Annotated in this window: 21 protein-coding genes; 15 read left to right on the top strand and 6 right to left on the bottom strand. The window is 50.9% G+C overall.

Going from position 1 to position 26,787, the window contains the following annotated elements:
• Positions 1-44: 44 nt before the first annotated feature.
• Complete coding sequence (gene ade / locus GS398_RS11580; RefSeq protein ID WP_160906914.1) at positions 45-1,694, bottom strand: adenine deaminase; 1,650 nt, start codon at positions 1,692-1,694, stop codon at positions 45-47.
• Between the two features lie 76 nt (positions 1,695-1,770).
• On the opposite strand from ade, the gene GS398_RS11575 reads away from it, so the two are divergent.
• From GS398_RS11575 to trxB, 8 genes are all read left to right on the top strand, one after another.
• Entirely contained in the window at positions 1,771-2,652 is an 882-nt protein-coding gene (locus GS398_RS11575; RefSeq protein WP_160906913.1) for a lysophospholipid acyltransferase family protein, read from the top strand.
• A gap of 8 nt (positions 2,653-2,660) precedes the next feature.
• Positions 2,661-3,941, top strand: a complete 1,281-nt coding sequence (locus GS398_RS11570; protein WP_160906912.1) for a M16 family metallopeptidase — start codon at positions 2,661-2,663, stop codon at positions 3,939-3,941.
• Between the two features lie 12 nt (positions 3,942-3,953).
• Positions 3,954-5,225 carry a M16 family metallopeptidase gene (locus tag GS398_RS11565; RefSeq protein WP_160906911.1) on the top strand — a complete coding sequence of 424 codons (1,272 nt, stop codon included), beginning with the start codon at positions 3,954-3,956 and terminating at the stop codon, positions 5,223-5,225.
• Positions 5,226-5,309: 84 nt separating this feature from the next.
• The gene (gene guaB, locus GS398_RS11560; protein WP_160906910.1) at positions 5,310-6,779 is read left to right on the top strand and encodes an IMP dehydrogenase; all 1,470 of its coding nucleotides are present in this window, start codon (positions 5,310-5,312) and stop codon (positions 6,777-6,779) included.
• A 273-nt stretch (positions 6,780-7,052) separates the two neighbouring features.
• Complete coding sequence (locus GS398_RS11555; RefSeq protein WP_160906909.1) at positions 7,053-9,626, top strand: TonB-dependent receptor; 2,574 nt, start codon at positions 7,053-7,055, stop codon at positions 9,624-9,626.
• Positions 9,627-9,733: 107 nt separating this feature from the next.
• Positions 9,734-10,324: an LOG family protein gene (locus GS398_RS11550; protein WP_160906908.1), complete on the top strand. Its 591-nt coding sequence runs from the start codon at positions 9,734-9,736 to the stop codon at positions 10,322-10,324.
• Positions 10,325-10,457: 133 nt separating this feature from the next.
• Positions 10,458-12,089, top strand: a complete 1,632-nt coding sequence (locus GS398_RS11545) for an acyl-CoA carboxylase subunit beta (protein ID WP_160906907.1) — start codon at positions 10,458-10,460, stop codon at positions 12,087-12,089.
• A 261-nt stretch (positions 12,090-12,350) separates the two neighbouring features.
• Positions 12,351-13,319, top strand: coding sequence for a thioredoxin-disulfide reductase (gene trxB / locus GS398_RS11540; RefSeq protein WP_160906906.1), 969 nt, complete (start codon positions 12,351-12,353; stop codon positions 13,317-13,319).
• Here trxB and GS398_RS11535 read toward each other — a convergent pair.
• The gene (locus tag GS398_RS11535) at positions 13,316-13,858 is read right to left on the bottom strand and encodes an RNA recognition motif domain-containing protein (RefSeq protein WP_160906905.1); all 543 of its coding nucleotides are present in this window, start codon (positions 13,856-13,858) and stop codon (positions 13,316-13,318) included. The genes trxB and GS398_RS11535 overlap by 4 nt on opposite strands.
• Before the next feature lie 316 nt (positions 13,859-14,174).
• On the opposite strand from GS398_RS11535, the gene GS398_RS11530 reads away from it, so the two are divergent.
• Together GS398_RS11530 and GS398_RS11525 are read left to right on the top strand one after the other, a co-directional pair.
• Entirely contained in the window at positions 14,175-16,898 is a 2,724-nt protein-coding gene (locus tag GS398_RS11530; protein ID WP_160906904.1) for a PKD domain-containing protein, read from the top strand.
• Positions 16,899-16,997: 99 nt separating this feature from the next.
• Positions 16,998-18,008: a PorP/SprF family type IX secretion system membrane protein gene (locus GS398_RS11525; protein ID WP_160906903.1), complete on the top strand. Its 1,011-nt coding sequence runs from the start codon at positions 16,998-17,000 to the stop codon at positions 18,006-18,008.
• Here GS398_RS11525 and rpoN read toward each other — a convergent pair.
• Positions 18,005-19,477: an RNA polymerase factor sigma-54 gene (gene rpoN / locus GS398_RS11520; RefSeq protein WP_160906902.1), complete on the bottom strand. Its 1,473-nt coding sequence runs from the start codon at positions 19,475-19,477 to the stop codon at positions 18,005-18,007. The genes GS398_RS11525 and rpoN overlap by 4 nt on opposite strands.
• Positions 19,478-19,714: 237 nt before the next feature.
• Here rpoN and mscL point away from each other — a divergent pair, with 237 nt between their 5' ends.
• The gene (gene mscL, locus GS398_RS11515; protein WP_160906901.1) at positions 19,715-20,128 is read left to right on the top strand and encodes a large-conductance mechanosensitive channel protein MscL; all 414 of its coding nucleotides are present in this window, start codon (positions 19,715-19,717) and stop codon (positions 20,126-20,128) included.
• A 3-nt stretch (positions 20,129-20,131) separates the two neighbouring features.
• Here mscL and GS398_RS11510 read toward each other — a convergent pair whose 3' ends face one another.
• On the bottom strand, positions 20,132-21,010 hold the full coding sequence (locus GS398_RS11510) for a ChaN family lipoprotein (protein WP_160906900.1): 879 nt from the start codon (positions 21,008-21,010) through the stop codon (positions 20,132-20,134).
• 154 nt (positions 21,011-21,164) lie between these two features.
• Here GS398_RS11510 and rpmH point away from each other — a divergent pair, with 154 nt between their 5' ends.
• Genes rpmH through tsaB form a run of 4 tightly spaced genes read left to right on the top strand, consistent with a single transcriptional unit; the run spans position 21,165 to position 22,691 of the window.
• The gene (gene rpmH, locus GS398_RS11505; RefSeq protein WP_160906899.1) at positions 21,165-21,323 is read left to right on the top strand and encodes a 50S ribosomal protein L34; all 159 of its coding nucleotides are present in this window, start codon (positions 21,165-21,167) and stop codon (positions 21,321-21,323) included.
• Positions 21,324-21,371: 48 nt separating this feature from the next.
• The gene (locus tag GS398_RS11500) at positions 21,372-21,764 is read left to right on the top strand and encodes a ribonuclease P protein component (RefSeq protein WP_202406023.1); all 393 of its coding nucleotides are present in this window, start codon (positions 21,372-21,374) and stop codon (positions 21,762-21,764) included.
• Positions 21,748-21,990, top strand: a complete 243-nt coding sequence (gene yidD, locus GS398_RS11495; RefSeq protein WP_160906898.1) for a membrane protein insertion efficiency factor YidD — start codon at positions 21,748-21,750, stop codon at positions 21,988-21,990. Before GS398_RS11500 ends, yidD begins: the two co-directional genes overlap by 17 nt.
• 11 nt (positions 21,991-22,001) lie before the next feature.
• Complete coding sequence (gene tsaB / locus GS398_RS11490) at positions 22,002-22,691, top strand: tRNA (adenosine(37)-N6)-threonylcarbamoyltransferase complex dimerization subunit type 1 TsaB (RefSeq protein ID WP_160906897.1); 690 nt, start codon at positions 22,002-22,004, stop codon at positions 22,689-22,691.
• Here tsaB and GS398_RS11485 read toward each other — a convergent pair.
• Positions 22,688-24,067, bottom strand: a complete 1,380-nt coding sequence (locus GS398_RS11485) for a DUF5723 family protein (RefSeq protein WP_160906896.1) — start codon at positions 24,065-24,067, stop codon at positions 22,688-22,690. The genes tsaB and GS398_RS11485 overlap by 4 nt on opposite strands.
• Complete coding sequence (locus GS398_RS11480) at positions 24,051-26,696, bottom strand: chromate resistance protein (RefSeq protein WP_160906895.1); 2,646 nt, start codon at positions 26,694-26,696, stop codon at positions 24,051-24,053. Before GS398_RS11480 ends, GS398_RS11485 begins: the two co-directional genes overlap by 17 nt.
• Positions 26,697-26,787: the final 91 nt, after the last annotated feature.

Below are 26,787 nucleotides of genomic sequence, written 5' to 3'. Positions count from 1 at the left end.
AGCGATCCAGATTGAGAATGGGAGGGGGGTTATTTTACATTGGGTCAACGTGAGGCGTTAACCAGGCTGAACTTCTCCCCGTCAAACAACCCCATATCACTCAGTTTAAGTGAGGGGATGACCAGGAGTGCCATAAAAGAAAGCGACATGAAAGGTGAGGCGAGGGTTGAGCCCAGATTTTTTGCAAAAGCGTCGATATGGGTGTAGGCGGCCGCCACCCGGTAACCATCGTTATCGCTCATCAGGCCGGCTACCGGGAGCGGAAGCACGAGCGCCTGTACATGATCATCCACCGCGCTGATGCCTCCTCTCGCCCCGATCACCAGGTTGACGGCCCGGGCGATGGTTTCGTCGCTGGTGCCAACTACTACGATATTATGACTGTCGTGCGCTACCGACGACGCAATCGCGCCCCGTTTAAGGCCGAAATTATGAATAAAAGCCGTAGCCACGGGTGCTTCGTGGTAACGGTTCACCACGGCGATCTTTAAGATATCACGGCTAAGATCGGGACGGATCATCCCGTTCGTTACCGCCACAGCTAGCATGAGCTTGTTGGTGATGAGTTGCCCGTCAAGCGCTTCTATTACGGGAACGTTTATTTCGGGAACGGTTTCTGTGGTGTGAACGGCAAAATCGGCGGGAACTTTGGATTCGCAATTGAACTGGTTGAGCGGCACCACCGGTTGGCGATCGATAAACGAGACGCCGTCTTCCGCGACAAGGATACCGTTTATGTAAGTCTTAACAATTTCGAAACGCACGAGGTCTTTTAGCAGGATAAAATCGGCGGTATCGCCTTCCCGCAGCAAACCGACGTCGAGCGAATAATGTATGACCGGGTTGATACAAGCCGCTTTCAGGACGTTATATAACGGGACGCCTTGTTGTACCGCACGGGCGCATAGCTGGTTAATGTGCCCGGCTATGAGGCTATCGGGGTGTTTATCGTCGCTGCAAAACATGATGCTATCCGGGTATTCATGCAGCAAACCGATCAACGCGTCGAAATTCTTTGCGGCGCTTCCTTCCCTGATCAGGATCTTCATGTTATGGTCCAGTTTATCCCGGGCTTCTTCGCGCGTAAAACATTCGTGGTCGGTACTGATGCCTGCGCCACCGTATTTTTTTATTTTCTCACCGCGTAGCCCGGGTGCATGGCCATCAACAGGCTTGCCCAGCCGGTGGGCTGCGGCGATCTTTTGCAGCACTTCGGGGTCGTCAGACAGCACGCCCGGGAAATTCATCATCTCCGACAGGTACTTAACATCGTCGCGTTCAAGCAGTGCGGTCACTTCGGCTACGTTGAGCCGGGCGCCGGCGGTTTCAAATGAAGTGGCGGGGACACAGCTCGGTGCGCCGAAATTGAACTTAAACGGTACGGTTTTGCCGTTTTCGATCATGAATTCTACGCCGGCCATGCCGCAAACATTGGCAATCTCGTGCGGGTCGCTTACCGTGGCTACGGTACCATGTACCACTGCAAGCCTGGCAAATTCCGAAGGCACCAGCATAGAGCTTTCGATGTGTACGTGGGCATCCACAAATCCCGGGAGGATAAAAGGAGCCCCGGGATCCGCCATCGATTCCAGCGGCAGGATCCGGGTGATCCGTCCGTTTTCTACGAAAATGGTTGCGGGAAATATGGCGGATCCTGCAATATCAACAAGGTTCCCGGTGAGGTTGAAAGTCATTCCTGGGTTTAATTTCGGACGGAAGATAGGGAAAACAGAATAATTGATAAGTTTGAATGTTCAAATTATCGCCTTAATGATAAGATCGGGATTGACAAGGATCGCCATCGGGTTACTGTTTTTGCTTTCGCTGCTGCCGTTTGGGGTGTTGTACGTTGTTTCTGACTTCATCTTCCTGGTGCTGTATCACGTGGTGAAATACCGCCGGCCGGTGGTCCGTATGAACCTGCGCAACGCCTTCCCGGAAAAAACGGAAGCAGAGTGCGCCGAAATTGAAGAGGCTTATTACCGTTATTTATCGGATCTGATCGTGGAATGTGTAAAAATGATCACCATTCCTTACAAGGAGGCGGCCAAACATTTCGTATTTCTTAACCCGGAGGTATTGCACAAGTATTTTGCTGATGGAAAAAGTGTTATTTTGGCCGCCGGTCATTACGGCAACTGGGAGATGGCGGCTACGATCGGGTCGTTAACGGATAAAAAAGCATTGGTGATCTATAAGCCGTTGGCGAGCGGAATTTACGAGGATTTCACCAGGAAGGTACGGTCGCGGTTTGGGGCGGTAATGGTGCCGATGAAACTTACGTTGCGAAAGATCGCGGAATTCAGGCGTGAGCCTTCCATATCGGTTTTCCTAAGCGACCAAACCCCGGTAAAGCACGAAACACAGTTTTTTACCTCGTTTCTAAACCAGCCGACAGCGGTATTCCTTGGGATCGAGAAGATCGCAAAAACAACCAATTATCCTGTCGTGTTCTGTGATGTCAGGGTGGTGAAGCGAGGGTACTATAGCTGCAATTTTGTGCCGTTGGTAGAGAACCCGGCCGAAATGAAGGAGCACGAAATTACCGAAGCGCATGTGAGGTGCCTGGAGCGCCTCATTATTCGGGAACCACGGTATTGGCTTTGGTCGCACAGGCGATGGAAGTTCAGGCCGGAGGATTATAAACGATAGAAAACTACATGGTAAAATTTAACCGGTTTACACTCGCAAATGGGCTGCGGGTGATTGTGCATGAAGACAAAACCACCCCCATGGCGGTGATGAACATATTATACGATGTAGGTGCGAGGGATGAAAACCCGGAACAAACAGGATTCGCCCACTTATTCGAGCACCTGATGTTTGGCGGCTCGGTAAACGTGCCGAGTTACGACGAGCCCTTACAGCGCGTTGGCGGGGAGAATAACGCCTTTACGAGTAATGATATCACCAATTATTACATCACACTGCCAGCGGTAAATCTAGAAACCGCCTTCTGGCTGGAAAGCGACCGGATGCTCGGGCTGGCGTTCAGCGAGAAAAGCCTGGAAGTACAGCGGAACGTGGTTTCGGAAGAGTTTAAGCAGCGATATCTTAACCAGCCATACGGCGATGTGTGGCTTAAGCTTCGCCCGCTGGCTTACCGGGAGCACGCGTATCAGTGGGCCACAATCGGTAAAGATCTTTCCCATATCGAAAACGCAAAGATCGAAGATGTGAAAGCGTTCTTTTACAAGCATTATAACCCGCAAAACGCGATACTGGTGGTGGGCGGCGATGTTGAAACGGCTGCGGTTAAATTGCTGGCGGAGAAATGGTTCGGGAACATCCCCGCAGGAGAAAAATATGTGCGCAACCTGGTGCAGGAACCTGCGCAAACCGCAGAGCGACGGCTGGTGGTGGAAGCGAAAGTACCGGTGAACGCGATCTATATGGGATTTCACATCCCGGCAAGAAGGACCGGCGGATTTTATGAGTCGGACCTTTTGTCGGATATCCTGTCGAGGGGGAAATCTTCACGGTTTTATCTCAGCCTGGTAAAAGAGCAGCAACTTTTCAGCGAAGTGAACGCGTATCATACCAGCAGTGTTGATCCGGGCCTGTTTATCCTGGAAGGTAAACCGGTTGCCGGCGTAACGCCCGGACAGGCGGAAGCGGCGCTTTGGGCAGAGCTGGATGTGCTAAAAAACGGGCTGATTGGCGACGATGAACTTACCAAGATTAAGAACAAGATCGAATCGACTGCCGCTTTTGCGGAGATGAGCCTGCTGGATAAGGCCATGAACCTGGCCTATTTCGAGCTTCTTGGCGATGCCGGGGACCTGAACCGGGAAACCGAAAAATACCTGGCCGTTACTTCCGAAGATCTGCGGAACCGGGCCCGCGAGGTATTTACCAAACAAAACGCCTCTGTAATGTACTATCTCGCCGAAACGCCGGGAAAGGTAGCCGAAACCCCGGAAGCTTTACGGGCATCCTGATAAGAAAGAAAAATGGATAGAAAAATAGCGCCTGCCTTCAGGCAGGTAGAAAATATTGAGCTTATACGCCCGCTTAAGCACGTGCTGCCAAACGGGATAGAAATTTTTACAATCGATGCCGGCGACCAGGAGCTTTGCCGGATTGAGTTTATTTACCAGAACGTAAACTGGGATGCTGCAAAACCGTTGCAGGCCCAGGCAGTGAATACCATGCTGAACGACGGCACAGGCAAGCTGAAAGCTTCGGAAATAGCCGGGCGCGTGGATTACTACGGTGCATTTATCCAGATGGAGCACAGTGTTGATCAATCGTCCGTAGTGCTTTATACGTTAAATAAGCACCTTCGATCGGTATTGCCGGTGGTGCGGGAGGTGATCACAGATTCGATATTCCCGGGGCAGGAACTTAAAACTTTTAAACGTAACCAAAAGCAAAAGCTGCTGGTGAGCCTGGAAAAGAACGACGTGGTTGCCAGGAGAGCATTCTCGTACGCCTTGTTCGGAACGACGCCTTACGGCTTCCCGGTACAGGCCGGCGATTATGACCGGCTGACCCGGGAGGATCTCCAGCATTATTTTAAGAAGTGCTACCGTCCTAAGAACTGCACCATCATGATAGCCGGCAGGGTAACGGGCGATATGATCGACGCGATCGGCGAATATTTTGGCAGCGATGCAGACTCCGGCGCACCCGCAAGAAAAAACAATTTTACTTTTTCGAAGGGAGCAGGGCAGGAGCATTACGTAGAAAAGCCGGGCGCGCTGCAGTCTGCTATCAGGATCGGGCAGTTGTCGGTAAATCGTACGCATGCAGATTTCCCGGGATTGCAGGTGCTGAATACCATTCTGGGCGGCTATTTCGGCTCGCGGCTGATGGCAAATATCCGCGAAGACAAGGGCTATACCTATGGCATCGGCTCGGGCCTTGCGTCGATGCAGCATGCCGGGTATTTTTTTATCTCTTCCGAGGTCGGGGCGGAAGTATGCAGCGCTGCCGTTAACGAAATTCAAAAGGAGATCACTTTGTTAAAAGAGGAACCGGTGGGCGGGGAGGAGCTTGGGCTGGTAAGAAATTATATCCTGGGGTCGTTCCTCGGCGGCCTGGAGAATGCGTTCTCACATGCCGATAAATTTAAGAACATTCATTTTTTCGGATTGGATTACGATTATTATGACCGCTACCTAGAGGTGATTAAAACGATCTCGCCTCATGAGCTGCTTCGGCTGGCCAACGAGTACCTGCGGTTTGAAGATATGGAGAAAGTGATTGTGGGCAAGCGGTAGGCTTTGACGTTAAACGTACATAACTTTCCAAAAAGATTCCATACCTTTGCCCGGCAAATAAGCGTTCCTAAAACCCTGTTTGCTATGTATCTTGATCCAGAAAAATTCGTAAGTGAAGGCCTTACTTATGACGATGTCCTGTTAATTCCTGCTTACTCCGAAGTACTGCCGCGCGAGGTAGACACGCGCAGCTGGCTTACCAAAAAGATCCGGCTAAATGTCCCCGTGGTGTCTGCGGCTATGGATACCGTTACCGAGTCGGGTCTGGCCATCGCCATCGCACAGGCTGGCGGTATCGGCATGCTGCATAAGAACATGAGCATCCGGCAGCAGGCCGAAGAGGTACGTAAGGTTAAGCGCTCTGAAAGCGGGATGATCCAGGATCCCGTTACCCTCCATGAACGCGCGCTGGTAGGAGATGCATTCAAGATCATGCGCGGGCATAGTATAGGGGGGATCCCGGTAATTAACGACGAAAATATCCTGGTCGGGATCATTACTAACCGCGATCTGCGCTTCCAGAAGGATATGAGGAGACCGATCAGCGAAGTAATGACTTCAAAAAACCTGGTCACCGCTCCCAAGGGGACCACCCTGGTGCAGGCGGAAGAGATCCTGCAGGATATGAAGATCGAAAAACTGCCGGTGGTTGATGATCGCGGCGAACTGATCGGCCTTATCACGTTTAAAGATATTCAAAAAGTAAAAAATTACCCGGCCGCCTGTAAAGACGAGCACGGACGGCTGCGCGTAGGAGCAGCGGTGGGCGTAACCGCCGATACCCTCGATCGCGTAGATGCCCTGGTAAAAGCGGGTGTGGACGTGGTGACCATCGATACGGCACACGGCCATTCTAAAGGCGTGATCAGTATGCTGAAGGAGGTAAAAGCGGCGTTTCCTGATCTCCAGGTAATTGTAGGTAACATCGCCACCTCCGAAGCCGCCGCGGCATTGGCCGAAGCAGGAGCAGATGCCGTGAAAGTAGGCATCGGTCCTGGCTCGATCTGTACCACGCGGATCATAGCCGGGGTAGGTGTTCCACAGTTATATGCTGTTTACGAATGCGCTAAGGCGCTCCGCGGAACCGGTGTTCCCGTTATAGCCGATGGCGGAATTAAACATACCGGCGATATTTCTAAAGCCATAGCCGCCGGTGCAAGCTCTATTATGGCGGGCTCATTATTCGCCGGAGTGGAGGAATCTCCGGGCGAAACCATTATTTACGAAGGGAGAAAGTTTAAGTCTTATCGCGGAATGGGATCCATCGAAGCGATGGAATCGGGTTCTAAAGACCGTTATTTCCAGGATGTGGAGGATGATATCAAAAAACTTGTGCCTGAAGGCATCGTGGGCCGCGTTCCATTTAAAGGCACGCTCGCCGAAGTGATGTACCAGTATGTTGGCGGCCTGAAGGCAAGCATGGGCTACTGCGGTGCAGCCACCATCGAAAAATTACAGCAAGCCAGGTTCGTGAAGATCACTGCGGCAGGGATGAAAGAAAGCCACCCGCATGATATTACCATTACGAAGGAGGCGCCCAACTATTCGAGGTGAGAAATGGGGAATGGAGAATAGAATCTGTTCCCGCTTTCTCCTTTTACTCTTCTTTTTTTAAAAAAAGTTTGCAGCATCCGATCTCTCACCGTATAATTGTCTATTAATCCTATAGACTTTGTAATTAATGAACCGGATCATTCATTCTTCATCTCCATGTTGCTGCTGTTGTTGCGTCTCCTGCAACTGAACGGGACCTGTTTCCCGACAGCTTCGTTTATTTCCCGGTAACATATCATTCCTTAACACAACTTTTTATATCCAACTCACATTATGAAACGTTTACTTTACGTAATAAAATTTTTGCCTTTATTCGTTCTGCTCTTACCAAACACGGCGGCGCTTGCCCAGGGCACGTTAACCGGCGTGATAAAGAACGGCAAAGGGGAGGCGGTACCACGCGCAACGGTGGCGATAAGAGGCACCACGGTTTCCGTAAGCGCAGATGACAATGGCGCCTTCAGCATCAATGCAAGGCAAGAGCCGCCGTTCTACATCAGGGTTAGCTCGGTTGGTTATACTCCCCAGGACTTCCAGGTGCTGAAGCTCCAGGATACTCCGCTGGAATTAGTGCTCGTAGAAAATGCGCTGCTTGACCAGATCGTGGTAACCTCCAGGCGGCGTGCGGAGGTGCTGCAGGATGTGCCAATTCCTATCTCGGTGGTAAGCGGCGCCCAGATAGAACAGTCGGGCGCGTTCAACGTAAACCGGTTGAAAGAGGTAGTTCCCTCGCTCCAGCTTTATACGTCAAATCCCCGCAATACGGGTATCAACGTCAGGGGCATCGGCTCGCCGTTCGGGCTTACCAATGACGGTCTCGACCCGGGTGTGGGATTTTACGTGGACGGCGTGTACTACGCACGACCGGCCGCCGCCACTTTCGACTTTATCGATGTAGAGCGCGTTGAAGTATTACGTGGTCCGCAAGGCACCCTGTTCGGTAAAAACACCGCAGCAGGTGCGATCAATATTACCACCAGGAAGGCTAGTTTTATCCCCGACGCCGATTTCGAGACCAGCTTCGGCAATTATGGATATATCCAGGCCAAAGCTTCGGTTACAGGACCGTTAAGCAAGAAGTTTGCCGGCCGTCTTTCCTTTTCTGGGACGCAGCGTAACGGCCTGGTTGAGAATGTAAGAACGGGAAGAGCGACCAATGACATCAATAACCTGGGCGTTCGCGGTCAGCTGCTGTTCAAACCATCTGAAAATACGGCCATCACGCTCGCGGGCGACGCATCAGATCAAAAACCGGATGGTTATGCCCAGGTAGTGGCAGGCGTGGTTACTACGTTACGACCTGCATACCGCCAGTTTAACGCCATCATTGCTGATCTTAATTACACGCTGCCAAGCCTGAATGCTTTCGACCGCAAGATAGATCACGACACCCCATGGAGGTCAGGCAACCAATTGGGCGGCGTTTCACTGAATGTTGATTCAAAGATCGGGTTCGGTACGCTCACCTCTACCACGGCATGGCGCTATTGGAACTGGGACCCGTCTAACGACAGGGATTTTACCGGTCTCCAGGCACTCGCAAAATCACAGAACCCGGCCGAGCACAGGAGCTGGTCGCAGGAAGTGAGGTACGCCGGGGAGTTGTCGTCCAGGCTTAGCGGCGTTGTCGGCGTATTCTATTTCGACCAGGAGGTTAAAATCCATGGTACAGAAGAGTCTGGTTCCGCGCAATGGCGCTTTTCGCAAAGCTCGACCAGCGCTTTATGGAAAACACCGGGCCTGTTCGAGGGGTACGGAATTTATACGGAGGCTTCTATCAAGTCGAAAAGCGCGGCGGTATTTGCTAATCTTGACTGGCAGATCTTCGAGGGATTCCATGTATTACCCGGTGTGCGCTTCAACTACGACAAAAAAGACGTCGTATACGACCGTGTTGCGAAAGGTGGTCTCCAAACTACAGATGCCGCCTTAATCGCTTTAAAAAATGGTGTATATAGCAGCCAGTCGTACGCTGCAGATGCGGATGAAAATAATTTTACCTACCAGCTTACCCTGGCTTACAAGCCCACCGGCCGTATCAACGCGTTTGCTACCTATTCTACCAGCTACAAGCCTGTTGGGGTGAACGTCGCCGGTCTCCCTACCGTTAATGGCGCTGCAGCGACAGACCTGGCGGTTATCAAGCCCGAAGACACTAAACATTATGAACTTGGGGTTAAAACCACGCCCGCAGATAACCTCACCTTCAACGTAACCTTCCATAATTCTGATATTAAAAATTACCAGACAAACGTTCAGTCGGCCGAACTTGGCGTTAACCGCGGTTACATCGCCAACGCCGAAAAGGTAAATGTAAAAGGGGTGGAGCTGGATGCCAATATCAGGGGCGGGCAGCATTTCTCGTTCTTTGGAGCCGGCGCCTATACCGATGCCAAGTATGTTCGCTTTACCAATGCACCGCTTCCGCTGGAAGAAACAGGTCTTGCCAACAGCAGCAATGTACAAATAGCCTTTAAAGATATCTCGGGCGGCGTACTCCCGGGTGTATCGAAATGGGCCGGATCGCTCGGAGGCGAATTCTCTGCTGCGGCTAAATTTGTAAGCCACGGCTCGAAATTCTTTTTCGCGGCCGACGGATCTTTCCGGTCGCATTTTTCTTCGAGCCCGTCTCCGTCAAAATACTTGAATATCGATGGCTATACGCTGGTTAACGCCAGGACGGGTTTCAGGGCGACTTCGGGCCTCTCGGCTTTTATCTGGAGCCGTAACCTGTTTGATAAGAACTATTTCGAACAACTATTGCCGGCCGGCGGCAATGCCGGGCATTATGCAGGGGTATTGGGGGATCAACGTACTTTTGGCGTAACCTTACACTATTCTTTTTGATAACCAGCATATTACATGACGAATAAATAAGACTTGTTTGTTTGATTGAGGAAAAGGGAGATCCATAGCGGCTCCCTTTTTTATTTAAGTCTTGTTACATTTGCCCGATGAAATTAAAGGCGATTTGTATTTTTTGTGGCTCAAATTTTAATGGTGATCCGGCGTTATCTGCTGCGGTTGAACAATTGGCGGCGATCCTCGTCCGCAATAACATCACGCTTGTTTACGGTGGCGGTAAAGTAGGCGTAATGGGCCTTATAGCCGATGCCGCACTCGCCAGGGGCGGCAAGGTGATCGGGGTGATCCCGCGGTTCCTGGTAGATAAGGAGGTAGGGCATACGGGGATTTCGGAGTTGATCATCATTGAAAACATGCATCAGCGGAAGCAAAAAATGGCTGATCTGTCTGACGGATTTATCGTGCTCCCAGGCGGATTCGGTACCCTGGAGGAGTTTTTCGAAGTACTGACCTGGCTGCAGCTGGGGTTACATGGAAACCCGGTCGGCGTTCTGAATATCGGCGGCTTTTACGATCCGCTGTTTGCCCAGATGGACGTAATGGTACGGCACCGCTACCTGAAGCCGGCGAACAGGGAACTGGTCTTCAATGAACCAGATCCACAGACGCTGGTGGAAAAGATGAGTAAGTACGACGCTAAACCCGATGAAGTTTGGTTCAGGGACCGAAACCTTACCTGACCGTTTTTCCTGCACGGTACCGGAACATATTCCTGGTAACCCTGTTTCTCCTTTGGATAAAGCTGCGAAAATACCATAGCTTTATCCGTACCCCCAACCGTGAATCCCCGTAAACGCCTAGTTACTAACCATTATGACCGATCTGAACTTCAACAAGAATGAGGATGTTAACAAACAGCTGAGCTATGAACTGGGCACACGGCTAAAAAAAGCGTTTGCCGGTGGCGGCGAAAAGGCGGCGCTCAGACAAAAAGAGCGGGGTAAAATGCTGGCCCGCGAACGCGTCAGTTACCTGATCGACCCCGGAAGCCAATGGCTGGAGATCGGCGCACTGGCGGCGGAAGGTATGTACGCCGAATATGGCGGTTGCCCATCGGCCGGGGTGGTTTGCGGTATAGGGTATGTGTCAGGACGGCAATGCGTTATCATTGCCAACGATGCCACGGTGAAGGCCGGCGCCTGGTTCCCCATGACGGCGAAAAAGAACCTGCGGGCGCAGGAGATCGCCATGGAAAACCGGTTGCCGGTGATCTATCTGGTAGATTCCGCAGGCGTTTTCCTGCCGCTGCAGGATGAGATCTTTCCGGATAAAGAGCATTTCGGCCGCATCTTCCGGAACAACGCACGGATGAGCAGCGAGGGGATCATACAGGTTTCGGCCATTATGGGCTCTTGTGTGGCGGGAGGCGCTTACCTGCCGATCATGAGCGACGAAGCGATGATCGTAGAAGGCACCGGTTCCGTATTTCTCGCGGGAAGTTACCTGGTGAAATCCGCCATCGGCGAAGACATTGACAACGAAAGCCTCGGTGGCGCTGCCATGCATTGCGAAATTTCGGGGGTGACGGATTACAAGCATAAGGACGATACCTCGTGCCTCGACTCGATCAAGAAGATCATGAGCATGACAGGGCTCCCCGAAAATGCAGGATTCGACCGTGTAAAACCGGCCCCCCCCGTCAAAGACGAAAAGGAACTCTACGGGCTGCTGCCGGACAGCCGCGAGAGCCCGTACGATATGCTGGAGATCATTTACCGGATCACCGATCATTCAGAATTTGAAGAATATAAGAAACTGTATGGGCAGACAATAATCTGCGGGCTTGGCCGGATCGATGGTTGGGCGGTAGGCATCGTAGCTAACCAACGAAAAGTGGTGAAATCAAAAAAAGGAGAAATGCAGTTTGGCGGTGTGATCTATTCGGATTCTGCTGATAAAGCGGCCCGTTTTATCATGAATTGTAACCAGAAGAAAATCCCGCTGGTTTTTCTCCAGGATGTAACGGGTTTTATGGTGGGCAGCCGCTCTGAACAGGGCGGGATCATCAAAGACGGGGCTAAAATGGTAAACGCAGTAGCCAATTCAGTCGTCCCTAAGTTTACCATCGTTATCGGAAATTCTTATGGTGCAGGTAATTACGCCATGTGCGGCAAGGCATATGATCCCCGGCTGATATTTGCCTGGCCTTCGGCGAGGCTGGCGGTAATGGGCGGCAGCCAGGCGGCGAAAACACTTTTGCAGATCCAGGAATCTGCCCTGCGGGCGAAAGGACAGGAAATCAGCGCGGAAGAAGAGGCGGAACTCCTCAAGAAGATCAGCGAGCGGTATAATAGTCAAACGTCGCCATATTACGCATCTGCACGCTTGTGGGTGGATGGGATCATCGATCCGCTGGAAACAAGGAAGGTGATCTCGATGGGGATTGCTGCGGCCAACCAATCCCCGATCGTGAAGAAGTTCAACCCGGGTGTAATACAAACCTGATCATCGTTTGATGAATAGGACAATCAAGCCAAAGGTGGATAAATCTGTGCGCCCCAGAAAATGAACATACATTTAATTATTAAGAAATAAAATACGACTTTAGGCAATTTATAGAAAATTTTAATCTTATTTCCTGGCGCTTGTCATCTTTCGATAAATTACAGGAGAATTATTTATCCCGCGTCATTTTAGTCGTCCTCCGGCTGATACCTGTTGTACAACCCTTAATAAACCCTTAAATTTGTGTTTCGAAATACTTCAATGTCACAAGAAAACGAACACGTTCACTGCCTCATTATAGGCTCCGGTCCGGCCGGTTATACTGCCGCTATTTATGCTGCCCGTGCAGACCTGAAACCGGTAATGTATACCGGGATTGTCCCCGGCGGACAACTCACCCAAACTACCGATGTAGAAAACTTTCCCGGTTATCCGGACGGCATTATGGGCCCGGAGATGATGGAAGATTTCCGCAGGCAGGCAGAGCGTTTCGGCACGGAGATCCGTTTCGGATATGTCACTTCGGTTGATTTTTCCTCGCTGCCTCACCGCGTGGTGGTGGATGAGCATAAAACGATCACTGCCGATACCGTGATCGTGGCAACCGGCGCTTCCGCCAAGTGGCTCGGCCTGGAAAGCGAACAGAAATACAACGGTTTCGGCGTTTCAGCATGCGCGGTTTGCGACGGATTTTTCTTCAAGGGAGAAGAAGTGGCGATCGTTGGCGCCGGCGACACCGCCGCAGAAGAAGCCACCTACCTGGCAAAGCTTTGCCGCAAGGTGCATATGCTGGTACGTAAAGGAGAATTCCGCGCCTCGAAGGCCATGGTTAACCGGGTGCTTAATACGCCTAATATCGAGATCCACTACCATACCGAAACCCGGGAAATTATGGGGAACGGCCAGAATGTAACGGGCGTCCGCGTGTTAAATAACAGCACCGGCGAGGAGTCGACCATCCCGGTTACCGGTTTTTTCGTGGCCATCGGGCATAAGCCCAATACCGACATCTTTGTGAACTGGCTCGATATGGACGAAACAGGGTACCTGATCACCAAACCGGGTACCACGCAAACCAACATCGATGGCGTATTTGCTTGCGGCGATGCGCAGGACAAGATCTTCCGCCAGGCCGTAACGGCAGCCGGAACAGGTTGTATGGCTGCGCTGGAAGCAGAGCGCTACCTGGCCGCTAAAGAGTACGAGCCGCAAAAAGAAGTACAGCTCTAAGGCTTTCTTTCGGTGCGGGGGCGTGTGCCTGGCCCGGAAGTTCCATTGGTACGTTTACGGTATCCGCCGGTGCGGATGGTGGCATTGTCGCCGCTGGTACTCTGGTTATAGCTGTTTGCGTTGTTGCCGTTGTAGTTCGTGTTTGATGCATAGCTGGAGCCTGCGGTATTGCTGTTATAGGTATTCCCGTTTACACCGGCACTGGTTTTGTTCCGTTTAGGCGCATAGCCGCTTTTGGCAGGGGCATTGCCATAAGGTTTGCGCGCTCCTTTTACGAAAGGCTTTTTAGGTGGTTCCACTTTTTCAACTCCGGCTTTTACGCTTACCGTCATCCCGTCGACCACCGCTTCATGCAGTGCCTCGATAGCGCGCATCGCCTGCTCGCGGTCGGGCATCTCTACAAATCCATAGCTTCGGCTGATACCGGTCTTTTTATCAGTTACCACCCTGGCAGAGCTTACTTGTCCAAAATCGGTAAAAGCGTCGAGCAGATCGCTGTCCGTAATATCTTTCGGTAGTCCTCCTACAAAGATTTTCATGAGAATCGGTTTTTTAAAGGTGAGCTGACAGATAAGCTGTTAGTCATTTTATCGGTATAGGTAAATCTTTTTGTGAATGTCACGAAGTGCGCGATCATCGCGTAAAGATAAAGAAATTAGCCATAGCTGCAAAAATCATGAGGTATTAGTAGATTGCACCGTCAATTTTTTATTGCAGGACAATCCGGCGGGTAGTTTCTGCGTTGTGAAGGAATCAATAAGACCGGGAGGGTTGCCGTTGCGTATTTATACAAATATTGCTTCTGTTTACAAAGTTAGCTATGCGGCACACGCATGTGTGTTATCGCTGTGCCTGTTGTTTTCGTTATTCGCGGGCCGCTGCCTGGCGCAAAACGTATCGAACGAAGGTACGGAGTTTTATGCCGTATTTCCCACGCACGTGCCCGGCTCCGCAAGTACCGGTATCGGAAGGCCGGTACCTTCCCTCGCAAAGTATAATATCCTGATCACGGGCCGTCAAAAGTCGTCGGGCGTAGTTTCGGTCGGCAACTTCTCCACCCCGTTCGATTTCGATCCGGCCAAAGAAGCGGTGATCAGCATCCTCATTCCCAGGGACCAGGCTTATATCAGCAGTGCCGACAAGGACCAGGTCATTAAAAAAAAGGTCATCAGGGTTTCTGTAAATCCCGGGCAGCCTCGGGTGGTGGTATACGGTCATATTTATGGGGAAGCGCGTTCCGCAGCTTCGCTGATCCTTCCCGAAAATGCGCTCGGCCAGCGTTACATCGCGATGAGCTACAACCAGTATCCCACTTCCGATGCCGACCTGGAACCCCGGCTTTCGATGATCACCATCGTAGCTGCTGATGACAATACCGACGTGCTTATCCGCGTTCGGCAAAATAACCAGCCCACCGGTAACATTGTGCGTATCAGGCTTCCCCAAAAAGGCGATGTGTATGAATACACAAATACCCAGGATCTTACCGGGACGATCGTTGAGGCAGATCCGTCCACTTCCAGCTGTAAACGAATTGCCGTTTTTACGGGAAGCTCGGCCACTACCATTTATGCCCCTAATTGTTCTCCCCGCAATATTTCGGCAGACCCGCTTTACCAACAGGCTTACCCGGTAGAAAGCTGGGGAAATACTTACGGATTTGTCCCATTCAGCACACAGCGTCCCGGCGGAAAAAGCGCCCGTACCCGTGGCAGTATTTACCGGGTAGTTGCTAAAGAGGACCTGACCACGGTGCGCTCGGATAACCAGGTGATCGCTACCTTAAATGCGGGACAGTTTTATGAGCTGCCGTCGCCTGCCACGGCTGCGTCGATGATCACTGCCGATAAACCCATCGCGGTAGCCCAATATGCGCTTACACAGGATTGTGCCGGAGGCGCGCCCAGCGACCCGGATATGGTGCTGCTGAACCCGGTAGAGTACAATATTTCGAATATTACGGTGTTCTCATCGCCGCTGCAGAATATCCAGGAGAAATACCTGAACGTGCTGATCAAGACCACAGCCGCGGCGAGCTTCAGGATCAATGGCGCCATGCCGGCGGGTAATTTCACCGCGATGGGTACTTCCGGGTATTCTTTTCTTAAATTGATCCTGAACGGGAATTACTTCAAGCTTTCGGCGAGCGAAGGCTTTAACGCGATCGCGTACGGATTTGGTGACTACGAATCGTATGCCTATTCAGCGGGAACGAACCTTGCCTCCACACAGACGCTTACGGCGGTAAGAGTAACAGGGGGGCAGGAGACCGGTCCTGAATTATCAAACGCCTGTACGCTGGAGGATTTTAGATTCAGGTTGGTGTTAAATGAACCCGCAATAAGTCTCCGCTATAATTTCGCCGACGGCTCTGAAGTTGTTTTTGACCCGAATCCTGTTCCGAAGGTTATTGTGAAGAATGGCAAAACACTTTATCAATACTTTCATCCGAAAACCAAGACCTTTGAAACCGCGGGACAACGGAATGTGGAAGTCACTGCCCAATATGCCGGCGTAGGAAGCTGTAACCTGGCTTTCCAGGACATCGAATTTATTTTCGATGTGTACGATCCGCCGACGGCCGACTTCTCCGCGGCGACGGCGGCCTGCGCTAAAACGGGGATCTCTTTTACGGATAAGAGCACCGACAAGGTTAAGGAGATAAGTACCTGGACCTGGGATTTTGGCGATGGCGAAATTTCTTCGGAGCAAAACCCGGTACATAGCTACGCACGACCAGGAACGTATATCGTTAAGCTCAGCGTGGCCAGCGGCACCGGTTGTACCAGTAACGTAGCCGAACATACGGTGACGGTACGACCGCTGCCGGTCGCCGTTTTTGCCAATACCGACGGAACCTGCGAGAACAACACATTCACCTTCACCGGTTCATCGCAGCCTGCCGAAGGGACGATCGTTAAATGGAGTTGGGACTTTGGCGACGGTACTACCGTGGAACGGATATCCGGAGGCTCTTTTAATCACACCTTCGCTAAGGTGGGCAATTACCCGGTAGCGCTCCGCGTAACCAATTCGCTTGGGTGTACCAGCGAACCCGCCGTGCGTGTAGTAAACGCATTCGCGCCCTCCCTCGAAGCCGGTCCTGACATGGTCATACTGGTAGACGGTGAAAAGAAAATGAACATCTTCGCAGATGGCAACAACATTCGTTATAAATGGACGCCGTCCGCAGGCCTGAGCCGCGATGATATCAAAAATCCCGTAGCGTCGCCAAAAGAAACCACCATTTACTCGGTCACCATCACTACCGGGGAGAACTGCACCCGGACCGACCAGCTGGAGGTGCGCGTGATCCCTGATTTTAAAGTTCCCAATACTTTTACCCCCAATAACGACGGGATCAACGATCATTGGACGATCAATTACCTCGATAGCTATCCCGACGTGCTGGTTACGGTGTTTAACCGGTACGGCATCCGGGTATTTATGTCTGTCGGATATACCCAGCCATGGGATGGCACCTCCAATGGAAACCCCGTGCCGGTGGGGACCTACTATTACGTGATACAGGCCCGCGACAGGAAGCCGCATTCGGGGTATGTTGCCGTGGTGAGGTAGATCTGTCATCCGAAAGAAATATTCCTAATGCATTTGTTCTGAGATAATTTATGGGGGATATACCCGTTTAATTATATTTATGCACGATTTGTAACGCTTATGAAGAAATGGCTACCCGGGATGTTGTTGTTATGCAGTGCTACGTTGACCTTTGCCCAGCAGCGGCCGCAGTATACCCAGTACATTTTTAACAGCTACCTGCTTAACCCGGCCATTACAGGAATTGAAAACTACATTGACGTGAAAGCAGGTTACCGCAACCAGTGGAGCGGCCTGGATGGTGCGCCTGTGACCTCTTATATTTCTATTCATGCCCCGCTTGGCAAGAACTTTTTATGGAGCTCCGCTAATTCGTTCGGCGGCCAGGGTGACAACCCGATGAACCGTAGTTACGTACAAAACTACGCCGCTTCTGAACCGCATCATGGCATCGGTTTCCACGCAGTGGTGGATAAGGCCGGCCCCATCAGGCGTACTGACGTGAACGGTACCTATGCTTACCACATCGGCGTAAGCAACACCGTAAATGTTTCTTTGGGCGTGTCTGCCGGTTTTTCGCGCATTAGTCTCGACCTGGATAAGATCAGCCTGGAAAATGCGGTAGATCCCGCTATCGTAGAAGATGAGAATAACCGCGTAAAGCCTGATATGGGCGCGGGTATTTATGTATACGGCGCCCGCTATTTTGTGGGACTTTCGGCGCAGCAGCTATTAAGCCGCCGCATAAACTTTACCAACGACGATACCTATACGCAGGGTAAACAGGTTCCGCACTTTTTTGGCACTGCGGGGTATAAGTTCTTTCTGAACGAAGATATTGCAGCCATTCCATCCGTAATGGTAAAATACGTATCCCCGGCGCCTACCTCGGTGGATGTGAACATGAAAGTCGCTTTCCGCGATAAGTTCTGGCTCGGCGGCAGCTACCGCAAGAACGATTCGTTTTCGGCGCTCGCCGGGTTTAATATCAGTTACCTGTTTAACCTGAGCTATTCGTACGATTTTACTACCTCGGATCTCCGCACCGTAAGCAACGGCTCGCACGAATTTGTACTGGGAATCTTGCTGAATAACAGGTATAAGGTAACGTGTCCGCAGAAAACGTTTTAAAGCTCCTTCCTCAGCCTGGCCACCGGTATATTCATCGCTTCGCGATATTTTGCGACCGTTCTCCTGGCGATGTTGTAGCCCTTCTCCTTAAGGATCTCGGTAAGGCGTTCGTCGGCGAGCGGGCGGCGTTTATCTTCTCCGCCGATGCATTCCTCCAGGATCTTCTTCACCTCTTTGTTCGATACCTCTTCGCCGCTATCGGTTTGGATAGCCTCAGAAAAGAAAGATTTGAGAAGGAACGTACCGAATTCCGTTTGCACATATTTTGAGTTGGCAACACGCGAAACCGTGGAGATATCCATCCCGATCCGGTCGGCAATATCTTTGAGTATCATGGGACGCAGGTTACGCTCATCACCGGTGAGGAAATAGTCGTACTGGTAGTTCATGATGGCGTTCATCGTTTTCAGCAGTGTTTGCTGGCGTTGCTTAATGGCGTCGATAAACCACTTAGCCGAATCAAGTTTTTGCTTAACAAACTGAACGGCTTCCTTCAGTTTCTTATCTTTCTGCGATGCTTTGTCGTAATGCTGGAACATGTCCTGGTAAGAGCGGCTTACCTTCAACTCCGGCGCATTCTTCGCGTTCAGGGTCAGGATCAGGATCCCGTCGTTATTGGCGATGTGGAAGTCGGGGATCACCTGTAGCTGTTTGGTGGTCGCTTCGCCGGTATCGCCCGGTTTAGGATTTAATTTTATGATCTCGTTCACTACCTCTTTCAGCTCGTCGGAATCCATATTCAGGATGCGTTCCAGCTTGTCGTAGTGTTTCCGGGTAAATTCGTCCAGGTAATCTTCCACCACGCGGATCGCCTTCTGGATCACCGGGCTGTAAGCGTCCTTTTTTCGAAGCTGGATGAGCAGGCATTCCTGCAGATCGCGGGCGCCGACTCCCGGCGGGTCAAAGGACTGGATCACTTTCAGCATTTCCTCCACTTCCTCGTCTTCCGCGAAAACGTTCTGTGAAAATGCCAGGTCGTCTACCAGCGAAGTAACCGCGCGCCGCAGGTAGCCGTCGTCGTCAAGGCTGCCTATGATCTGCATGCCGATCTGGAAATCTTTATCCGATAGCGGCACCAGGTTAAGTTGTTGTTCGAGGTTCTCGAAAAAAGAGTTCTGGATCGCTATCGGGATCTCTTTGCGTTCCTCGTCGTCGTCGTTGTTCTGATCATACTTGGAACCGTAATCGTTGATATTATCTTCCTGGAGGTATTCCTCCACGTTAAACTCGTTGAATTCGTCAGAGCTGTCGTCCTTATCGAAGTTGTCGTCCGGGTCTTTGTCCGGGTATTCTTCAACGGGCTCGTTCATGTTTGCCAGGCTCAGGTCCTCCAATGCGGGATTATCCTCGAGCTCCTCCTTGATTCGCGTATCCAGCGCAAGCGTAGGTACCTGTAAAAGCTTGATGAACTGGATCTGCTGCGGCGAAAGCTTCTGTAATAATTTCTGTTGAAGATTTTGTCTTAGCATGTTGTGTGTAGAAAACCAAAATTACATTAATATATTGATTAGCGGAACAAGGTTTTAGGGGAAATGTTCGGCGGCCGGCAAGTGATTTGGAAGTGTAAACGAAAAATAAGAACTTCGGTTTGGAGTTTGACTTTCGGGGTTTTACGTTCCGGCACCAGGCACGGCTGCGCGCTTATTTATAGCCGTGACAGAACGTATAACGTCGAACGTACTATTCCAAAACCCTAAAAGATTACTATGGGCCTTCTCAAAGAATTCAAAACGTTTGCGATAAAAGGAAACGTGATCGACCTGGCGGTAGGTGTGATCATCGGCGCGGCATTCGGCAAGATCGTTACTTCGATTGTTGACGATATTATTATGCCGCCGATCGGCTACATCTCGAATGGGATAGATTTTAAGGAGATGAAGTATGTGCTGGTTAAAGCCGATGAAGCCAATAAGGTAAGCGAAGTGGCCATCAAGTACGGGAATTTTATCAACACCGCTATCCAGTTTCTTATCGTTGCCTTCTGTGTGTTCCTGATGGTGAAGCTGATCAATTCCCTGAAAAGAAAGGAAGAAGCTGCCCCGTCCGCTCCACCTGCGCCTGCAAAAGAAGAAGTACTGTTAACGGAGATCCGCGACCTGCTGAAAGAGAAAAACCTTTAATGTTCAATAGCTCCGTTTCACGCCCGGGTCGGTGATGATTATGAAGTCTCCCAGCGAGGCCAGCTCATCCCAGGAGGGGTTTGGAAAGCCCTTGTCGGAAAAGCTTGATATATTCACAATTTCCAGTTTAGGGGCATACCGGGCCAGTTGTGCGGCGGCGCCGAATTTCTGGTCGCTATGGAAGCGCCCGTTCACCTGGAAAACTTTCGCATCCTTATTTTTCTTCAGGTAACGAAGAATGCTGGAAGCCATGGTGGCATCCCAGAGGTTTTGCGATTGGTAGATCTTCATGCCGCCCATCGCGCTGTGGCCTCCCATAGTTGTCACGAACTTCTCGTAGTAAGCACCGGTTGCGGTGTCGATCGGGAGCGGCGCAAGATAGGCTTTCGCTGCTTTCCCCAGGCCGTTAAGAGCGGGCAGACCGCCGCGGGTGACCATATTCGTATAGCGTGCGGGCGCGTTTGCAGCGATCACGGGCAGGTGCTTGCTTTTGGCGAATTCTATCATGGTACGGTAGTCTTTGTAATTAGACCAGGCACGTGCATCTTTGATGAAGTTCTTCTCGCGGATCAGCCCTTTAAGGTATTCGTCTACCACGATCTGCACGTCGTTTTCGAACATCTCCATGGAAAGGGCCATTTTTTCGCCATAGTTGTCATATAGCTTCTCAAAGATCCGGTTTTCCAGGTAGTGCCCGATCGAGTCGTTATGCTCTTCCCCGAAAAATACCACGTCGGCATTCTTTACGTTTTTAACAAGCTCGTCGATGGTGATCACCTTTTTCTGAGCCGCATCATAGACGCGGTAGTGCGCTTCCATGTTCGCCTGTGAGAAACCGGTAAACGGCATAAGCATGGTGAATAAAAAAAGCATTCTTTTCATCTCCGCAAGTTAACAATTCACGCGTATATTCGATGCCCGGCACGCCGGTCATAACCGCCCGGACCTCCGTCAAAGGATAAAACATTTCTTGCATTTTTGAAATCATTCTCCTATATTTGCGCTCTTGTTTTTTAGAGCATAGTAAAAAAACGTCATGAAAAGAACATTCCAACCTTCCCAGAGAAAAAGGAGAAACAAGCACGGTTTCAGAGAGCGCATGAGCACTGCAAATGGCAGAAGGGTGCTGGCTTCCAGGAGAGCTAAAGGCAGAAAAAAACTGAGCGTATCTGACGAGAGTCGTCATAAAGCATAATTTTGATTGCAGGCCTTTCTGATCTGCATCAGGGCTTATTCAATCAAAATGTACACTTTTAGTAAAGAAGAACGGTTATGCGGAGAGAAGCTGGTTAGCAAGCTTTTCCATAGCGGTTCTTCTTTTGTTTTATATCCTTTTAAGGTGATGTGGCTTAAGGAAACGGAAGCCATGATGTTCCCGGCAAAGATCGTGATCAGCGCACCCAAACGCCGGTTTAAACGGTCCGTGGACCGCAACCTGTTAAAACGGCGCATTCGCGAGGCTTACCGTCTCCATAAGGAAGAGCTGCTGTACGCTTTCCTCCGCGATCACCAGCTCCAGTTGTTATTGGGGATTACTTTTATCGGCAAGGAGGTCATCGGGTATGATTTTATCGAGAGGAGAATGAAGGCGATGCTGGAAAAACTTAAAACAAGTTGTAATGAAGCAGCCGGGTGATGCCATCGCAAGAGTTATCGGATTCTTGTTCCTGCTCATTATCAGGTTTTACCAGTATACCATCTCGCCGTTGCTGGGCCCTTCCTGCCGCTTTACGCCCACATGCTCGGCTTACGGGGTGGAGGCGATAAAAAAATATGGACCTTTTCGTGGCGGTTGGCTTACGCTGAAACGCATCGGCCGATGCCATCCATGGGGAAAACACGGGCACGATCCTGTACCCTGATCAATTACAGTATGGCACTTATCTTACAAATAGAAACCGCAACGGTTGCCTGTTCGGTAGCGCTGGCCGCTGACGGCGAATGTATCGCGCGCAAAGAGCTGGCAGAAAGGAATGTTCACGCAAGCCACATTACGTTATTCATCAAAGAAGTGGTGGAAGCAGCCGGGAGATCGCTGCATGAGCTCGACGCGGTGGCGGTAAGCATGGGCCCGGGCTCTTATACCGGCCTGCGGATCGGCGTATCTACCGCCAAAGGACTGTGTTTCGCCCTTGATAAGCCGCTGATCGCCATCAATACCCTTCAATCGATGGTTTACGGCTTCGCCGGAAGTAATCCCACCGCGCCAGGAAGCCTTTTTTGCCCGATGATAGATGCCCGCAGGATGGAAGTATATACCGCGCTTTTTGAATCGCCGGTACGGGAAGTGCTTCCGGTGCAGGCGATGATCGTAGACGGGCAGGCGTTTGCACCTTTCCTGGAAAATAAACAGGTATATTTCTTTGGAGATGGCGCTTCAAAATGTAAACAGGTACTTGACCATGCCAACGCGGTCGTCGCCGAAACTTTCGTGAATTCCGCGGCGGATCTTTCGGCGCCTGCTTTTGCAAAATTTAACGCCGGCGATTTTGTAGACGCCGCCTATTTCGAGCCGTTCTACCTGAAAGATTTCATCGCCGGAAAGCCGGCCATAAACCCCTAATAAGTGCCGGGGATCCGGTTCGTGTTCATGGGATGTTCGACCACCCGCCCAAAATTGAAAGCCATCCCCCAATAAACAGAGGCGCCCACATGCCCGGAGCCGAATTCTTTATCGCCGTTAATCGCGCCCCGTATCATGGAGTAGGTTTTAAACACCTGGTCGCATCCCAGGAACACCTCGAAACCAGGCGTTTTATAAAGGAGCGAGCCGCCCGCCATAAACGCTTTCGAGGTATTGTATACGGTAGATACGCCAAGATTCCAGCTACCGTACTTTATTTGCTGGATCAGGCCGATGTCGCCGCCCCTGAAAAAGGTGTTTTTTGAAAGCAGCAGCGACGGTTCGTAATGTTCGTAAGTTTTGGTGAGCAGCATTTCTGCCTTTCCATTGAGCAGCCCGATAAAGCTTTCGGTTTTATAGCTCTCGTTAATGGCGCTGTCGAGCTTGTTTCCCAGGCGTGAGGAAGCGTTCTTACTCTGTGCGTTCTCCACCGTAATGGTTTGCTTTAGCGAGTATTTCGGCGAGTTATTGTTCCAGCGGATAAAACCTATATCTTTTAAATGTCCCGAAATATTCCAGTTGTACCGCAATTTATAGGTCGCGCCTACGGTAACCGCTGCGCCCGGGTTGGTGAATCCCGGAACGGCGGATGCCGAAACGATACTGTCGGCGCCATCAAACGCGAAACTTGAACGATATACGCCGTCCATTTTAAGGTTATACGTCCTGAGCTGCGGGTTTACAAAAAGAGAGGACTGCCTGACGTTTATTTTCTGGTAAACGATGCCGCTCAGGTAACTCAATTTAAAGCCCACACCAAGGCGTTTGTCGTAGTTTTCTCGGTAACTGAAGCTAAACTGGTGGTAGTTTTGGCTAACCGCGAAATTATTGAACGGATCTGTATAATTGGGATCGGTAAACAGCCGGTAATTGTCGAGAATGGCGATCGTTTCGTCAGATGCGCGAACATACGTATCCGATCTCAGCTGCCAGGCAAAGCCGAATTCGCTGTGTCTTAACACATCGTGGTAAACACGAAGCATCGCCAGGTAAGTATTATTATTGATAATGAGATTGTTAAAATTTTTCTTCCCAATGGTAACGCCCGTTCCGGAAAAGACGCCTTCACCGATCATTCTCCGCAGGATAGGTTCGGCATTGCCGGCAGCGATCGCATTGGTCCCCATGTTTGGGAAGAAGAAGTTGAAGGAAAATTTCCGGCTCGTATCCTGTGTGTACACTTTGCGTTCGGGGTTTTCGAATGCATCGAAGAGCGTTTTCGTATTATAAAGCGCGTATTGCTGTGCCGATAACTGGCCCGCATAAGTGAACGCCAGCAACAGCAGCAGGCTTTTTAGTCTAAAGTTTATACACATACAGATAATTATCGGTTTTCCCACATATAAAGTACCTGGCGCGGCCTTTATCCAACGTGCCGGTATAAAAATCCGGCAGGCAATGGAAAGGGAAACCTTTCAAAATACTTCCATCGTCATTAAAAAGATATACCAGCTGATCGCTTGCGGACGCCACACCCAGCTGGTAAGATTGAGACTCCATCGAGAAAAACTCCGGGCGGCTCAGAATATTGTGTCCAAACTCATAATTAAATACGAGATTACTGTCGGCGCCGAAAACATATAATTGGTTGTTGTCGAGATAGATCAGCTCCTTCGACTCGTCATTGGCTATGTTGTACGTATCGAAGAAATGCCCGGCGGACCAGCTTCCCATATTTTTAACGTTCATTCTGCCTTCCAGGTTTACGGTTACCAGTTGCCCGGCCTGGTTAGTGGTTACCATAAAGGTGCTTTTTAAGTCCGCGCCGTTTTGAATAGTTACGGGATTCCGGTATTGCGGCGTTGGTGTGGGATCGGCTGCCCGGGTAACTATTTTCCCGCTAAGATCAAATACGGTGAATTTTCCATTTTCTGTGCAGGCGGTCACGTAGCTGGTTTCGTTTACGGTGGCGATCTTAAGTTCTTGCACAAGTTGTCCGCCCGTATTTTTGTTCCATCCGGGTACGTCGTGTCCAGAGGCGTCAACAGCGGCGATCATGTCGCCGCAAGGGATAAAAATAATTGCCGCCGCCGGGTCAATGCTGCTGAACGTGGCGCCTGCCGAAGCCCTTAAGGCGAGTTTACGCGGAAATCCGGCCATCATACTTCCGCCGGTATTCAGGCGGTATAGGTAATCCGCCGTGGTACATACCAGCGAACGGTCGGTTAGCTGGGTGATCGGCCCGGTAAGGCGACCGGTTAGCTGTAAGGCCCAGCGTTTTTTCCCTTCGGGCGATAAGGCATACAGGTTATTCACTTTATCCTGTACCACCAGGAAGGGGGAGCCCTGTTCGTCACTAAAAACCTGCGGCGTGTTTGCGATTTGTGCATTCAGGCGATATTTCCACGCAAGCTGCATGGGCGAGCTGGCGGTATCGGCGTACCCGGCATACAGGTTGGTAAAGAAGTGATCGCCGTCGCCGCTCCATTGCCATTGCCACCCGAAGAAATTCTTCAGCCCGTACGCCTGGTCGGAAAAGGCGTCTGCGTAAGGCAGTTTTAAGTCCGACCGTACGATCGATTTCGAATTCGCCGTGTGAAAAAACATCGACACATTGGATTGTGCCGCCACAAACTGGTTGAAACTGGTAAAATCGGCAGACCTTGTAAGCAGCTTTGCCGACGAATAGTCGCTCATGAACCGGTTAACCGTAGAAGCGGCGTTGGCAATTACCAGGTAGCTGTCTGTAATGGTGTAGTAAGGTCGCGCGAAAGCCCGGAAGGGATCGCCAAAAAAGTAATACGGAATATTGGCATTTTTTAACTGGAAGAGGTTTTCCGTTACCGGTGAGCTTACCTGCGCGAGTGCGGCAGACAACGCCTGCGTATTCTGGATCTTAACGATGCCGATCTTCTGCTGGTCGGCGAGCTGGATCATAGCGAATTCATTACCGATGAGTGGTTTAAGCTGCTGTTCGACGTCGAATCCCGTACTGTTTCGCAGCAGCTTATATTGCGTTTCGAGCCTGGCTAGTTCACCCCGGCGGGCGAGCAGCTGATGCAGCGCCTGGTAAAATTCGTTGTAGGAGGAAGTCCCGAAGGCCACGTAATTGGCGGTAGCTGCCGGGAATGTTTGCTGCAGGGTTAACGGCACCGGTGTTTGCCTGAGAAACAGGTCAAGGTAACTATGTGAAGCCGTATCGGGTTTACTGATGCCGCTAAACATCAGCGCATCACTTTTATAATTCAGGTTTAACGTGGTCTGCCCCGACATCCCGCCGAGTAAACCAAAATTACCGTTTAACTTCCCCTTCACCAACAGGGTTAGGAAGGAGGCTGCCGCATGGTGGTTAATAAACAGGTTCACGGGGGAGGCTTCCGTTTGCCGGCTTCCTGCGCTGATCTCGCGGATAAACTCTTTGCCGATCCTGGACTGTGGCGGCCTCTCCAGCGAACGCTGCAATACCGACCTGGAAAAACTGCCGATCGCCATGCCATCTCCTACGAAAAGGTAGAAGCTTTTTTTCAAGGCGGTAAGTGTAACCTGCATCACCGTCTTCCCCGAAAGGGTGATTTTGATAGCGTTAAAGGTTTCATCCGGCTGCAGCAGTATATCCACAAGGTCGTTTTTGTCGGCCTTATCACTAAGGGTCATCAGCAGCAGCAAGGAAATGCCATCCTGCTTTTCGGTATGAAAGCTTAGAAAAATGTTCTGTCCTTCGGCAGCTTCCATGATGCCCGGACGTAACAGCAGCAATTGCTGAAGCTGCCGCAGTTCTTCCGTATGTACCGTTCCGAGCACCGCGCTGAACAACTGGTAGTCGCGGAAAATGTCGTAAAAAGCTTTCTCATTCCTGAATCCGGCAACCATCGCGGCATCGCCGGGTATGAATGCCAGCGCCTTATCGTTACTACGGGTGGAGATCCCCAGCGTCGAAAAGTACAGTACGGCCACAGCGATAGTGGTTACGGTCAGTAATGAAATAAGAATAAGAATTTTCCTCATCGGGAGCCCCTGTACAAAATTAATTTTTTAAGTTGAAGAATGGGGAGTAATTTAGCTGATCGGTAGCTGTTTGCCGCTGGCCGGCGCTCGA

The organism is Hufsiella ginkgonis, from assembly GCF_009834915.1.
GTDB classification, from domain to species: Bacteria; Bacteroidota; Bacteroidia; order Sphingobacteriales; family Sphingobacteriaceae; genus Hufsiella; species Hufsiella ginkgonis.
Note: the sequence above shows the minus strand (reverse complement) of the source record. Positions and strands in the feature narration are given on the sequence as shown.

Coding starts and splice junctions, on each gene's coding strand:
- GS398_RS11485 (WP_160906896.1), bottom strand. CDS start 24,067: ATGTGTATAAACTTTAGACTAAAAAGCCTGCTGCTGTTGCTGGCGTTC.
- rpoN (WP_160906902.1), bottom strand. CDS start 19,477: ATGCTAAGACAAAATCTTCAACAGAAATTATTACAGAAGCTTTCGCCG.
- trxB (WP_160906906.1), top strand. CDS start 12,351: ATGTCACAAGAAAACGAACACGTTCACTGCCTCATTATAGGCTCCGGT.
- GS398_RS11570 (WP_160906912.1), top strand. CDS start 2,661: ATGGTAAAATTTAACCGGTTTACACTCGCAAATGGGCTGCGGGTGATT.
- rpmH (WP_160906899.1), top strand. CDS start 21,165: ATGAAAAGAACATTCCAACCTTCCCAGAGAAAAAGGAGAAACAAGCAC.
- GS398_RS11480 (WP_160906895.1), bottom strand. CDS start 26,696: ATGAGGAAAATTCTTATTCTTATTTCATTACTGACCGTAACCACTATC.
- GS398_RS11575 (WP_160906913.1), top strand. CDS start 1,771: ATGATAAGATCGGGATTGACAAGGATCGCCATCGGGTTACTGTTTTTG.
- GS398_RS11550 (WP_160906908.1), top strand. CDS start 9,734: ATGAAATTAAAGGCGATTTGTATTTTTTGTGGCTCAAATTTTAATGGT.
- GS398_RS11545 (WP_160906907.1), top strand. CDS start 10,458: ATGACCGATCTGAACTTCAACAAGAATGAGGATGTTAACAAACAGCTG.
- GS398_RS11500 (WP_202406023.1), top strand. CDS start 21,372: ATGTACACTTTTAGTAAAGAAGAACGGTTATGCGGAGAGAAGCTGGTT.
- guaB (WP_160906910.1), top strand. CDS start 5,310: ATGTATCTTGATCCAGAAAAATTCGTAAGTGAAGGCCTTACTTATGAC.
- mscL (WP_160906901.1), top strand. CDS start 19,715: ATGGGCCTTCTCAAAGAATTCAAAACGTTTGCGATAAAAGGAAACGTG.
- tsaB (WP_160906897.1), top strand. CDS start 22,002: ATGGCACTTATCTTACAAATAGAAACCGCAACGGTTGCCTGTTCGGTA.
- GS398_RS11510 (WP_160906900.1), bottom strand. CDS start 21,010: ATGAAAAGAATGCTTTTTTTATTCACCATGCTTATGCCGTTTACCGGT.
- GS398_RS11535 (WP_160906905.1), bottom strand. CDS start 13,858: ATGAAAATCTTTGTAGGAGGACTACCGAAAGATATTACGGACAGCGAT.
- GS398_RS11525 (WP_160906903.1), top strand. CDS start 16,998: ATGAAGAAATGGCTACCCGGGATGTTGTTGTTATGCAGTGCTACGTTG.
- ade (WP_160906914.1), bottom strand. CDS start 1,694: ATGACTTTCAACCTCACCGGGAACCTTGTTGATATTGCAGGATCCGCC.
- yidD (WP_160906898.1), top strand. CDS start 21,748: ATGAAGCAGCCGGGTGATGCCATCGCAAGAGTTATCGGATTCTTGTTC.
- GS398_RS11555 (WP_160906909.1), top strand. CDS start 7,053: ATGAAACGTTTACTTTACGTAATAAAATTTTTGCCTTTATTCGTTCTG.
- GS398_RS11565 (WP_160906911.1), top strand. CDS start 3,954: ATGGATAGAAAAATAGCGCCTGCCTTCAGGCAGGTAGAAAATATTGAG.